Raw genomic sequence first — 12,175 nt, 5'->3', positions numbered from 1 at the left:
GGATAATGGGAGCCGGATGAATCGAGAGATTCAAGTCCGGTTCTGAGAGAGCCTGGGGGTGAAATCCCCCTGGGCTACTCACCGATTTCCTTGCGTAATGGCCATAGCTGGAGTCCAGGGGACCTCCAGAGTTTGGGTTGAAAGATAATTCACTATTTGAATAGGGGGGAGCACAGGGATAAAGAAAACTGTTCCACCCGAACTTGAGCTTCTCTTGGCATCGACTCTTACCTACGCCTAAGGGCAGCGGTTCAGAGGAAAGAGGAACGGTCAGCCTATCTCTTAAAGAGTGCATCGGATTTTGTTGATGAAGATGAAGTCAGAGTGAATGAGTTGTTTCCAAACGAAGGGGAGACGCTCTGGCATTGGCTGAGTGACGGCAATCTCAAGAGGATGAATCGTACGACAAAGACAAGGGTCATCAAAGAAACTTCGCCAATCGCTGAGGCTGGAGTTCAGTTTTGAAAAGGAGGGCGAAGCCCCTCTTTTTCTAAATCAGGTAGCGCAAGCACTGATTGATATTCACGGGGAAGTGATTTCATGTTCTAACCCAATGTAAATGATTTACATCAACTTGTTCCTCGGCGAAAAAATGAATCAAAATCGCAAAATCAAATGCTACAAAGATCGTCCCCACTGGTGGATGAAGATCATTAGATTGGTTTATGAACCAATCCTCGCATGGTATTCTGCAGATGGATTCAAGAACCAGTATGGATAGAAACCGCTTAATGAATTGCGACCGACGGACACGGCTGCGTATCCAGAAGGTTGAAGAAGTTGCAACAGGGGGGTAGAAAAACTTATGGGAGCATCTCTCCTAAATTAGCACCCAGTTTATGATTCCACCAAGTGGAGTAACGCAGCGAACGAGAGTGTTTGCATTTAGAGCCACTCCCTTCGGGTGATGTAACCGGATAGGAGGAGGAGGTAAATACACATGTAACGGTTACCCAGAGAACGGAACCACCGTTTAGGATTCGCAATACTTCACCGACTTTGTGTGATTTCCAGCCTTTGCAGTCAGATACAATATTCAGAAACGCAACTATCGAAACGATCAGGCCAGTCTGCAATGTGTGATAACTGGACAAGCTAAAATCACCAAAAGATTTTCTGGAACGTAATAGCTCCAGAACGACCCGCAAAAAGGAATCGAATAATAAGGCAGACCTGAAATTTGCTTTTTACACTCTTCTTCAATACAGGCCCACTATGTTCGGAGTGCGATTTTCTTCTACGGTTTTTCCTGATTTACATTATTCGAAGCCAGGTGGGCGTTCAGAATACGATCTCTTTCTTCCTGAACCACCGCTTCACAAATGATTGCAACTTTCGGATCGAAAAGATTTAAACGAAACAGCAAATGAAGATAGATATTTCGTTCATTAGATTGAGTCTCGTTATGATCTTACTTTTTGAGATTAAGAAGTATAATGAAGTAGATGTTACAGAATGTTCAAAGGAGGAGACCAATAAATTTATTCGATCTGATCTCACAAAAACTCAATGATGAAGATACGTCTTCAGAACTCGCGAAATCTGTTGGAACTACTCCAGATAAGGTACAGAAGGTAACTCAACTCGGACTGCCGACGCTTCTGCAAGGGCTAACGCGAAACGCCTCTACCAAGAGGGAGCCGAATCGCTTAACAGAGCGCTTGATCAACATAAGGATGAGAATGTCGATGACGTAAAGTCATACCTTTCAAATGCTGATCGAAGCGGAGGTCAGAAGATTCTTAGCCACATTTTTCCAGAAAACGAAGAGAGAGTTGAGAAGAACCTTGCAACTCAAACCGGATTAAAGAAGAACCAGGTTTCAGGAATTCTTTCACAGATTGCACCTTTGCTATTGGCCGCACTTGGAAATGAGAAGACGAAAAGTAATGTTGATTCATCGGGAATTGCCGGGTTTCTCAGCAATATTGCATCCAGTAGCAGTAACAGCGGCATGATGGGAAAAGCGGCTGATTTGCTGGACAAGGATAGGGACGGCAGTTTTCTCGATGACGCCGGTAGTTTCTTTGGAAAGTTCTTTAAGAAATAGTTAGACTGTTACTTTTGGCTATCCCACAATTTGCAACAAGGAATTCAGAAAACACCACTAATAGAAGGGAGGAATTTGAATGGCAAAACTTACTATCGTTGAAGGAATCGGACCGGTCTACGAGAAAAAACTGAAGGAAGCTGGAATTACTTCAATCGAATCTTTGCTAAAGACCTGTGAGACAAAGAAAGCAAGGACCGAACTGGCGAAGAAGGCGGACATTAGTGAGGACAATATCCTTACCTGGGTAAACCACGCTGATCTTATGAGAATCAAAGGAATCGGGGGGGAATACTCCGAGCTTCTTGAGGCTGCAGGAGTTGATACAGTTCCCGAGCTTTCAAAGAGAAACGGTGACAACCTTTTCCAAAAGATCGTTGAAGTTAATGGTGAAAAGAAGCTTGTTCGAAAGCTTCCAACGAAAAAGCAGATACTCAATTGGATAGAACAGGCAAAGAAACTTCCAAGAGCAATTCAATATTGAGTCTTACTGAAAGCACATACTTGTGTTTTTCTTAAGAGGAGTGGCCGGGGATGAAGCCCGGTCACTTTCGTGTGGGCACATTATGAAAAGAAGACCAAGTGTGTCTAAACTCCTGATGATATAATTCCGTCATTATGTCTACTCTTTCTTAATTTAAGGAGGGATCACGTTGAGCAAGATTGTGACTCTCAGAAGGTACGTGCCGGAGAGAGACTATATGCAAATTAGAGAGTTGATCATCGAAACATTTCCTCTTCATGGGGGTCCGTTCAACTGGCTGATTGAGAGATGGAATTTTTGCAGATTTCATGTCCTACCTCTTCACAGATATTATTCTACGAGCTATTTCAGTGTCCCTACAAGACCTCACATAGATCATAGAGACGATCTTCCTCTTTGGCAGGATTCAATCGGAATATGGGAAAACGAAGAAGGCAGAATTGTTGCTGTTGCTCATTCAGAAAACGAGGAGCCCGGTGAAGCATGGATTCAGATACACCCCGCTTACAAATATCTTTATCCTGAAATCGTCGATTACATCGAAGAGAATCTTGCAGACAGAGCAAATGGAATTGGTTTTGTAAAGCTTTATGTAAATGACGGCGACGAGCTTGAAAAGATTGCGAAGAGCAGAGGATATGTAAGGCAGGAAAGATGTATTCCCCACTTGGTTTATGAGATCGGCGAGTCAATGGCAACCCCTTCCTTTCCCGAAGGGTTCAGAGTTCTCAGTGTCGCCGAGGAAGACGATCCAGTCAAGAGATCAAGAGCAAAGGCTATGGCCTTCTCGGGTTACTGCCCACCCTCGAGCTGGCCACCGGTCGATGCATTCAGAGAAATGCAGATGGCACCTGATTACAGAAAAGAACTCGACCTTTTCGTAGTTGCTCCGGACGGTGAATACGCATCATTCTGCACTATCTGGCTTGACTTGAAAAACGGCTACGGAAACTTCGAACCCGTAGGGACTCACATTTCATATAGAAAGCTTGGGTTGGCAACAGAGTTGCTTAAGGAGGGCTTCCGAAGAATGAAATCATTTGGAATAGATCGCTCCTTCATGAACTCCACCGTTGGTTTTTACAGGAGATTTGGGTTCAAAGAGACTTCTAGATATTGCAGACCTTGGATCAAGTATTTCAAAATCCAATAGGGCAATATGAACTAATTCTCGGCTTTTCGGAAGACCATATTGGACTTGTTCACAAAAAAAGGTAGCGACAAAAAATACTTGTAGTATCTTTGTCGCTATCCTTTTGATTCTACTGTAGTTTCAGAAGATGATCCTTGCTTCGAGATCCATGAAGAAGAGACGCATCCCAGAAACGGCTTTCAGCAACTCTGAAGCTGCCCGTATAAGCGAAAGATGCATTGCCGACAACTGGTGTGAAAGTAGTACCTGTTAATCTATATTGGCAACGAACAACAACAAACTCATTTCGTGACACTAATGATGTCAGGTCTAATGTAAGATCTACGAGCAAAATCCCGTGGCCTATTGTGCATATAGATCGGAACTCTTCATGACAAATCCGAGGAGCAGGCTGTTAAGCACATCAGGCTTTTCGAATATTGTCACATGACCACTATCAGGAATTATTGCAAACTCTGACTTCTGGATTCGATCTGCTATGATCTTTGAGAACTTTCTGGGCTTAAGTATATCCTCTTCCCCGCATACTACGAGTGTCCGACAGCTAATTCTTTCAAGAAGGTCGGTCATGTAAACGTCCCCTAAGAAAGTTTCGTATAGGGCAATCTGCCCTTCAAAGTAATCGGAACTGGCTTTTTCAAGGGCCATCGCTCTCCCTTCGAGCATCTTAAGGTTCTTTCTAATGAATGAATCACCATAGATTGTCGGTACCATGTTCCAGAAGAACTTCCTTGGATCTCCAGCTTTCGCTGCATCCTTCCAGCCTCTAACAAAAAGCTTGAGAACTTCGTCGAGCTCACTTACCGAATCGATGATCGAAATCGATTTAACGGCTTCTGGAAAATCTATTGCAAATCTTAAGGCCACTTCTCCACCGTATGAAGTGCCTATCAAATGCACCTTTTCGATTCCCAGTTCCTGCATGAGCAGTCTAGCCTCTTCCGCATGCTCTTTGAATGTGTAGGGACCTTCGGGTTTCTCTGAAAGAAGCTGCCCCTTGAAGTCGTGTAGAAGAACCCTGTAGCCAAATTGCTCAAACACACGTGACTGAAACGACCAGCTGTTCACTGAAGCCATGACTCCGTTGAAAAAGGCGACGGTTTCTTTTCCCTCTTCATTGCCTCTTATCTCATAATAAAGCTTAACTCCATTGATTGTTCTATAAGCCATTTTATCCTCCCCTCGAAATTCTGTCGTTTAGTGACATGCCATGAAGTGTGGGATTGCGATATTGCTGATCAAAAAGCCGATCACCAAATGAACTGATTGCTTTGCGATAAAAATTTCTGAGAACCATTTAAACAATTATCTAGAACGGGCTTTTCTTCGTCGGTAGCAACAGCAAAGTACTTACCCAACTGAATATCTATAGAGAGCGAACTCTTAGGAAAACTCTCTACTCTTGCAGGGTGAGGCCTACTCACAAGGTAAAACGTCTCTTCCATCGTGTCATCCATCAGCCAACGTTTCTGATCGTCGTCCAGGATAGGCAAGATTGCGTTCCCATAATGTGCCACTGCTTGCCCTCCAAGTCCTTCCAAAAGCTTTTTGTAGTAGTCGATCATTTCATCATCATTTAGAACCTTAGAACCTTTTCTCCTTACTTTTGCTCCAGGCTGAAGACCAGAATCTAGGCCTTCGATGTACAGACCAGAATCACATGCAAATACAGGGCTTGCGAAAAAACGATAGTAAGTTTCCGCCTTTGCTCGTGCATTGTCGAGCGGACTTGATCCGATCTCTTCGACAACCGGAAGATGCTCAAAAAAAGATAAATCCTTTAATTGCAGATCCAATCCGCAAAGCATCTTCTTCATGCTCATCACTTTGGCCAGATTTCGTGTGCCGTAGATTATCTCCAAAGATGCACCACCTTGATAGCCTCGCATTACTTCTTATGATAACACCCTCTCCCCCTCCCAGTTCCAACCTCCAGATTAGGCGTCGTCAAATCGCTCTCCACATCTTGAAAGTCTTTGGATGGGATTTTCTGTTTAAGAGATTACTGGAGCCCTCAAAAGATACGATCAGAGTCGACAAGTCACCTAATCCGCTTCACAGATTTTTCTGGTGACTATATGCTACTATCTAGTTAATCTTACTACAGGAGCTTTGGATGGAGAATCTGTTAGTTGCTACGGTCTTGCATTAGATGCATTCGCCGTTTCGATTTGTACAGGAATCTCTCTTCCTAACGTGACAGGAAGGCATGTTTTCAGGGTATCTTTCCATTTCGGGTTCTTCCAGTTTGGTATGCCGCTCATTGGAGTCTTCCTGGCAGCAGGCTTCAGAGACTTCATTGTGGATTTTGATCACTGGATAGCATTCATTCTGCTAGCAGCAATTGGAGGGGAAATGCTCTACGAGTCTTTTGAAAACCAGGGAGAGGAAACTTGCAAGGATCGAACCAAAGGGCTGACTCTGATTCTTCTCTCAGTCGCCACATCGATAGATGCATTAGCCGTAGGTAGTGCCTATGCATTCTTAGAAAAGCCAGTTATAGAGACTGCTATAATGACTGGAGTGATCACCGCTTCGCTTTCGGCAATCGGAGTAACAGGAGGTCAAAGGATCGGCCAGAAACTCGGTAGAGCTATGGAGGCAGCCGGGGGAACAGTGCTGATAGCGATCGGCGCCAAGATACTTCTGGAGCATCTGTTCTAGGTCTCTTTGAAAGCCTTCTCAATGGCGCCAACCAGCTGATTGCCACTCTCCAAAAGTTGCGGCTCTACCTCTTTTATATTCTGCTTAATTTGAAGTCCTTTTAGGTTCTTTGAACCCAAAACTTTAGCTCCGGCCCTTTCAACTTCTTTCTTGAACCTCTCTAGAGCTTTAACATTGCTCTCACCGGCTCCAACTCCGACAAGATAGACATGCTTACCTTTCAAATCTCCATTCCTTACGAATGTATTCATCTGAGGTGAAGGATGCCACGCAAAAATCGGAGTGAAAAGAACAACCAAGTCGAAACTTCTTACATCCGGAAGTGGCTCTTTCAAAGCGCTTCCTAAACCCAGAAGAGCGGAGAACCCCGAAACAGATTTCCTGGGTTTCAGATCCTCTAGTTTAAAGAGCTTTGCACCACAAGAACTTGCAAAGCTTTCTGCGATAGCTCTGGTGGAACCCGATCTACTGTAATACACTGCGGCAAATTCCATTCTGATGAGCCTCCTTCTACACTAACAACCGGCCGTTAGAAAGAACATGGTCGATGCTAAGATCTCTGTGAAGAAAAACAATACTGGCGATGCCGCCCTTCTTCAGTGTTCCTATCCCGTTTTCTTCAAGATGGAAGAACCTGGAAGGATTAATCGTGAAGGGTCTGAGAGCCTCATCAATTGGAAGTCCTTCTTCACTTATAAGCTTTATGAAGCTTTTCATAAGAGTGTCGACTGGTGCTGGTTTTATTCCCACGAGGTTCTTCTCGCTGTCGAACTTTGGAAGTGAACCAAGTCCGTCAGATGATACGCAAATTCTGTCGAATCTTATCTTTCTTCTGTAAATATCGCTTAGAACCAGGTGTGTGTTATCCTCATTTGCAGTTATGTCTATATAGCCACCCTTGTTGCTCACCCAGTCAATGCCCTGAGAAAGGAGCTCTTCAGTACGACAGATATGAGTTGGAATCAACTGAGTTGGACTGAGGGTACCATCTGAAGTAGCTTCATAAAGAGGCTTCAACTTCTCCTGACCGTCTCCAAGATGTAGAACAACAACTCCTGCCTTGCCTGAGAGCATGCCGGCAACTCGAGCATCCATTGCAAATCTCTGTAATTCTTTGGCGCTCAGATTACTGCTTCTGTGATCGGAGATCGCGACTTCGCCAACGCCAATGATTTCCGGTATCAGGACTATGTCCCTCATAATGTCTCCGGTAATCGTCTTTAACGGATACCTGTATGAACCGGTAAGCATGAACGCGTTCAGTCCATCGTTTTGAACGTCTCTGGCCTTTGCAAGGAGAGAAATGTGGTCTCTCGTAATACCGTCTGTACCTAATAGGCCGACTATGGTAGTAGTGCCGACTTCGAGAAACTGCTTCGAGCTACCTTCTGGAGTTCTGGTAGAAAAGCCTCCTTCTCCTCCTCCACCGATGAGATGGACGTGGCCATCAACAAATCCGGGAACTGCGTATCTATCGGAAAGATCGAGAACTCTTCCATTTAAGGAGACTACTGCAGATTCATCAATTCGCTCATCTATCTCTATGATCCTTTCACCCGAAACAAGAATATCCTTCTTTCCAAGAGGCTTCGGTGTGAATACTTCAACGTTCTTGAACAGCGTGATCATTTATTCCTCCTTTTCGGTTCTATAGGATTCAACTGCCTCCATTGCCAGATCTCGCATATAGTAGTAGTCCTCAAAAGATCTAATAGCAATGACATCTGGCATGAAAGCCGGTGATGTATCGGAAGTTGTTCTCCAGTAAGTGCTTGAACAACTTACAGATATTCCGGAGTTGGGTAAGACGAATCTCTTCACTTCACCATAATGCCTCGGACTGCCTCCCGTTGGTTCTCCCACAAAGATCGCATTTGTGCGCTTTTTCAGAGAAATGGCATTGAGAACTGCCGAAGAGAAGGTTCCACGATCGATTAGAACAAAAAACTTTCCCGTTCTGTTCAGCCTCCAATCTATCATCATTCTTAGAATGAAAGGTTCCAGAATGACTGAGCTACCTCCTCCGTTTCCTCTAAGATCAAGAACGAACTTGTCGACTGGGTTCGTCCAGGTAAATAGAAACATTCTGCAGTTGAATAGAATGAACGGGTTCCTTTCTTCCGAGCCACATGACGCGTAATGAAAGTGCAGTATTCTTGAATCAGGGTAGTACTGATACCAGTACTTTCTTCCAATATAAGTTCTGTCGATTTCTTCGATTCTCTTCTGAACCCATTGGAACCCGGCATTCTGAGGTTTAACGAGCACTTCACTGACAGCTCCGTTGTTTTCGATCTTAAGAACCAGATTCCCTTCTTTGTCGGCAAGTCCAAGACCCATCATGATCTCGGGTTTGTTCAAATAGTCAGAAAGAGAATTCATGAAACCCCATTCGTTGTCGTGAGACACAACTCTTCTAAGGGCTTTCAAAGCATCATCAACTTTCGTGCCGGATATTTCGAGGACTTTCGAATTAAGAAGTCTCTGTTCACTCTCCGATGTAGCAATTACGTAGAGACCGTCACTGAACCAGTAAGTATATATCGGATAGAGCGTGGAACTGCCTTGAGGATAGACAACCGTATGTCCATCTCCAATCGACGCAACGATTTCCGTCAGTCTTGTGTAAATTTCATACCATGACAACTCATCAAGACCTTGCTCAAGGGCTTTAATCGAAGCTTGAAAGACCTCCCGATCTATCCTGAAGAAGGGATTGGGATGAATGCTTATCAGCCTTTCTTCAAGGTACTCGATATCCTCTCTCCAGTCTTCGGAAGAGAGATCAGCGAGATTCTGTACTGAAAATGCGGTCGTCCACATGATCAAAATGATACCTATAAACTGGATTCGCTTCATCTTCACCATCCTTTCAAGTTTCGATGAGATTGTACCATCGACTGAAGTTCTGTCGGTACCACCAAAGATGAATTTTACTGTCGAATTATGGAGTGGAGATTCTGTATAATCCTAATATGAAGCTTCGGTACCGGTCAGCTTTGCATAATATCCAGTGAGGGCGAACGGAAAGGGGAGTCTTGCGTTTTTACATAGGAGGATTGGATCATGTTTCTTTTGTGGGCAGCTTTGGGCTTTCTTTCCGGATCGGTAATGTACTCAAAAATCCTCTATGAGAAAACTACCGGTAAGAGAATATCGGAAATCGCCGACGGCAATCCCGGTTCATCAAATGTAATTAGAGGCGCAGGCATTATTCTGGGGTTGATTGCGATGGCACTTGACTATTCTAAAGGGTATCTTCCTGTATTGCTAGCGCGTACTGTTGGGGATATTTCAGGCCTAGGACTTGTCCCTGTTGCGATTTCGCCCGTCTTGGGACACGCCTTTTCCCCTTTCCTGGGAATGAAAGGAGGAAAGGCAGTCGCAGTTTCTTTTGGTATTTGGTCAGGATTGACCTTGTGGGTCGGGCCGACGATAATCGGTGTGTTAATGTTGTTTTTTACGTTTATTCTGGTACCCAGTACAGATGGTTGGAAGGTCATTCTAAGCATGTTTGGCCTTCTTGCACTTCTACTTGTTCAAAGAGATTTGGTTCTTACCCTGACATGGATACTCAATACTTCTCTACTTGCCTTCAAGCACAGAGATCAGTTGGTCTTTCCAATAAAGCTGAAGTTTTTTGGAGGTAAGTGAGGTGGGCTTTCTTCAATCTCAGTCTATCTCGATTTCTGTCTTTCTCGGAATCATGCTAGTTATTACTCTTTCAAATCTTTTCGTGATTAAGAGAATGAGTCGCTTAAAGAAAGCTATTCCTGGACCAATGGTTTCCATATTGATCCCCGCCAGAAATGAGGAGAAGAATATCTTTGCATGTGTTACGTCTCTCCTTAACCAGGACTACAGCAATATCGAGGTAATAGTGCTTGAAGACTGCTCTTCCGACAGGACGATGGAAATCCTGCAATCACTGGCAAAGAATTCCGACAATTTAAGAATAATCAAAGGGAAGGCGTTGCCCAAGGGTTGGCTTGGTAAACACTGGGCATGCAATCAACTTTCAATGGAAGCAAAGGGGGAGATCTTATTTTTTACAGATGCGGATACTGTGCACTCGCCGTCGACTGTCTCCTTTGCAGTCAAAGCAATGCAGATAGAAGATCTAGATTTGCTTTCGGCGGTAGTCAAAGAAAGAACCGATACCTTGGGAGAATTGTTGACGGTGCCCTTCATGGTGCACAGCATATTGTCGATTTTCCCCTTGGCTTTAGCCTACAGAACCAAGTTTCGAGCACTTTCTGTCACCTGTGGGCAGTTCATGATGTTCAAGAAGGAGTCATATTGTTCTATTGGTGGACATGAGTCCGTTAGAGACCATGGAGTAGATGACCTTTCTCTTGGAAAGCTGATTAAGAAGGCAGGAATGAGGTGGAGGCTTTACAATGCCTCAGACCTTGTTGAGTGCAAAATGTATGAGAGTTTCAAAGATGCCTGCGCGGGTTTTCTCAAAAACTACTTTGCCCTATTCGAATATCGCTTGATTCCGGCGATTTTTGTGTGGACATGGATACTTACGATAAACCTTTTCCCTTTGGTAATGTTAATTCTGTCCATTTCCGGTACGGTTACTTCACCTACAATTGCTATTTCCTCAACTGTTAGCGTGTTGTTTTCAATAATCTTCTGGTTTCTCGCAAGTGAGAAGTTCGGTCTTTCGCCTTTAGTTGTCGTTTTGTATCCGCTTATCGCAACGATCTCATCCATCATTGGCTATATGTCGATTATCTTTCACTTCTTTGGATGCACGAAATGGAAAGGTAGGGCACTTGTAAAGAAGAAATCACGATTTATTTAGTGAAACAGATCGGTACGGCCCAACAATAATGTAAAATGTTAACGCACGACAAAACTCTTTGGGGAAGGTTTCTCTTGAAGCATTGGAAATTCTGGTTGATTTTTGCTTGCGTTGTTGCCTATGTGTTTCTTATCGAGCCTAACATTTTGACGGTTGAGAGGCTTACTTTTTCCGATGAACCCTCGGCGAAAATAGTTTTTTTCGCCGATATTCATATATGGACGAAGAAGCCGCTGCATAATCGCCTTCTAGAGAAATTCACAGATGAAGGGGTCGATTTGATTCTTTTTGGCGGAGATGTTCTGGCTCCTTACACGGATATGGAATACATGGAGAGCTTTCTATCCAAACTGACTGCGATTGCGCCCGTATATGCAGTTTACGGCAACTGGGAAGAGTCGGAAACGACTACGATGCAGAAAATCTATGAGGAAGCAGGAATAAATGTTGTCCATGCAAACTCAACTGAAATTCAGATCTCAGATAAGAAACTGGGACTTACTGGAACTCCTTCACATCACTACTTCTCATGGACAAAGTTTCTTCCGGAAGATGACTACGATCTCAAGATACTGATGGTTCACGCTCCAAATCTTCTTGAAGAACACGAAAACGTATTGAAGGATTTTGACCTCGTTCTTGCAGGGCATACTCACGGCGGTCAGTTCTACATCCCCTGGTTAACTGAAGCCATTCTTAGGAGTACAAGGGGCTTCAGCGGAGATTTCTTCAGGGGTCTTTATCAGATCAATGGGACAAAGGTCTTCGTAACTAGGGGAGTCGGAGGCTGGTTTCCCGGCAGACTCGCAAGTCTACCGGAACTTGTCTTCATTGAGTTTTAGTGTTGCCAGCTCCAAAAAACTTCCATATCCGTATTTCTGCCGACTTTGATCTTTAATCAAGCCCCAAAAGTGGCTTCGAATCTAATAACGGCAGTGATATAATCAATCAAATTTCCATTCTCCTGTGGAGGCTATTATGCTTTTTGCGATAATACCTGCTGTTGTTTTC

At 44.0% G+C, this 12,175-nt stretch carries 12 protein-coding genes and 1 pseudogene; 8 read left to right on the top strand and 5 right to left on the bottom strand.

Annotation, left to right across the window (positions count from 1 at the left end; all coding sequences use genetic code 11):
• Nucleotides 1-1,445: 1,445 nt before the first annotated feature.
• From BG32_RS17055 to BG32_RS03555, 4 genes and pseudogenes are all read left to right on the top strand, one after another.
• Nucleotides 1,446-1,813, top strand: a pseudogene (locus BG32_RS17055) (DUF937 domain-containing protein); the annotation flags it as partial.
• Nucleotides 1,814-1,849: 36 nt separating this feature from the next.
• A complete protein-coding gene (locus BG32_RS17050; RefSeq protein ID WP_121526393.1) occupies nt 1,850-2,050 on the top strand; it encodes a hypothetical protein in 201 nt (66 codons plus the stop codon).
• 79 nt (nt 2,051-2,129) lie between these two features.
• The gene (locus BG32_RS03560) at nt 2,130-2,534 is read left to right on the top strand and encodes a DUF4332 domain-containing protein (RefSeq protein ID WP_006487370.1); all 405 of its coding nucleotides are present in this window, start codon (nt 2,130-2,132) and stop codon (nt 2,532-2,534) included.
• A 169-nt stretch (nt 2,535-2,703) separates the two neighbouring features.
• The gene (locus BG32_RS03555) at nt 2,704-3,687 is read left to right on the top strand and encodes a GNAT family N-acetyltransferase (protein ID WP_006487368.1); all 984 of its coding nucleotides are present in this window, start codon (nt 2,704-2,706) and stop codon (nt 3,685-3,687) included.
• A 342-nt stretch (nt 3,688-4,029) separates the two neighbouring features.
• Here BG32_RS03555 and BG32_RS03550 read toward each other — a convergent pair whose 3' ends face one another.
• Nucleotides 4,030-4,857, bottom strand: a complete 828-nt coding sequence (locus BG32_RS03550; protein WP_121526392.1) for an alpha/beta fold hydrolase — start codon at nt 4,855-4,857, stop codon at nt 4,030-4,032.
• Between the two features lie 80 nt (nt 4,858-4,937).
• On the bottom strand, nt 4,938-5,549 hold the full coding sequence (locus BG32_RS03545; RefSeq protein WP_183084275.1) for a non-canonical purine NTP pyrophosphatase: 612 nt from the start codon (nt 5,547-5,549) through the stop codon (nt 4,938-4,940).
• A 208-nt stretch (nt 5,550-5,757) separates the two neighbouring features.
• Here BG32_RS03545 and BG32_RS03540 point away from each other — a divergent pair, with 208 nt between their 5' ends.
• Nucleotides 5,758-6,351 (top strand): manganese efflux pump MntP family protein, encoded by a 594-nt coding sequence (locus tag BG32_RS03540; RefSeq protein WP_006487363.1) that lies wholly within the window; start codon nt 5,758-5,760, stop codon nt 6,349-6,351.
• On the opposite strand, the gene BG32_RS03535 is transcribed toward BG32_RS03540, so the two are convergent.
• Genes BG32_RS03535 through BG32_RS03525 form a run of 3 tightly spaced genes read right to left on the bottom strand, consistent with a single transcriptional unit; the run spans nt 6,348 to nt 9,210 of the window.
• The gene (locus tag BG32_RS03535) at nt 6,348-6,845 is read right to left on the bottom strand and encodes an NAD(P)H-dependent oxidoreductase (protein WP_006487361.1); all 498 of its coding nucleotides are present in this window, start codon (nt 6,843-6,845) and stop codon (nt 6,348-6,350) included. The genes BG32_RS03540 and BG32_RS03535 overlap by 4 nt on opposite strands.
• Nucleotides 6,846-6,861: 16 nt before the next feature.
• On the bottom strand, nt 6,862-7,980 hold the full coding sequence (gene iadA, locus BG32_RS03530; protein ID WP_006487359.1) for a beta-aspartyl-peptidase: 1,119 nt from the start codon (nt 7,978-7,980) through the stop codon (nt 6,862-6,864).
• The gene (locus BG32_RS03525; RefSeq protein ID WP_006487357.1) at nt 7,981-9,210 is read right to left on the bottom strand and encodes a S41 family peptidase; all 1,230 of its coding nucleotides are present in this window, start codon (nt 9,208-9,210) and stop codon (nt 7,981-7,983) included.
• A gap of 207 nt (nt 9,211-9,417) precedes the next feature.
• Here BG32_RS03525 and BG32_RS03520 point away from each other — a divergent pair, with 207 nt between their 5' ends.
• The 3 genes from BG32_RS03520 (at nt 9,418) to BG32_RS03510 (ending at nt 12,006) form a co-directional block, all read left to right on the top strand.
• Complete coding sequence (locus BG32_RS03520) at nt 9,418-10,005, top strand: glycerol-3-phosphate acyltransferase (protein ID WP_006487355.1); 588 nt, start codon at nt 9,418-9,420, stop codon at nt 10,003-10,005.
• A 1-nt stretch (nt 10,006) separates the two neighbouring features.
• Nucleotides 10,007-11,164 (top strand): glycosyltransferase, encoded by a 1,158-nt coding sequence (locus tag BG32_RS03515; RefSeq protein ID WP_006487353.1) that lies wholly within the window; start codon nt 10,007-10,009, stop codon nt 11,162-11,164.
• A gap of 74 nt (nt 11,165-11,238) precedes the next feature.
• A complete protein-coding gene (locus BG32_RS03510) occupies nt 11,239-12,006 on the top strand; it encodes a metallophosphoesterase (protein ID WP_259459481.1) in 768 nt (255 codons plus the stop codon).
• Nucleotides 12,007-12,175 lie beyond the last annotated feature (169 nt).

Source organism: Mesotoga sp. HF07.pep.5.2.highcov, from assembly GCF_003666285.1.
GTDB classification, from domain to species: Bacteria; Thermotogota; Thermotogae; order Petrotogales; family Kosmotogaceae; genus Mesotoga; species Mesotoga prima.
Note: the sequence above shows the minus strand (reverse complement) of the source record. Positions and strands in the feature narration are given on the sequence as shown.

Coding starts and splice junctions, on each gene's coding strand:
- BG32_RS03560 (WP_006487370.1), top strand. CDS start 2,130: ATGGCAAAACTTACTATCGTTGAAGGAATCGGACCGGTCTACGAGAAA.
- BG32_RS03550 (WP_121526392.1), bottom strand. CDS start 4,857: ATGGCTTATAGAACAATCAATGGAGTTAAGCTTTATTATGAGATAAGA.
- BG32_RS03535 (WP_006487361.1), bottom strand. CDS start 6,845: ATGGAATTTGCCGCAGTGTATTACAGTAGATCGGGTTCCACCAGAGCT.
- iadA (WP_006487359.1), bottom strand. CDS start 7,980: ATGATCACGCTGTTCAAGAACGTTGAAGTATTCACACCGAAGCCTCTT.
- BG32_RS03525 (WP_006487357.1), bottom strand. CDS start 9,210: ATGAAGCGAATCCAGTTTATAGGTATCATTTTGATCATGTGGACGACC.
- BG32_RS03520 (WP_006487355.1), top strand. CDS start 9,418: ATGTTTCTTTTGTGGGCAGCTTTGGGCTTTCTTTCCGGATCGGTAATG.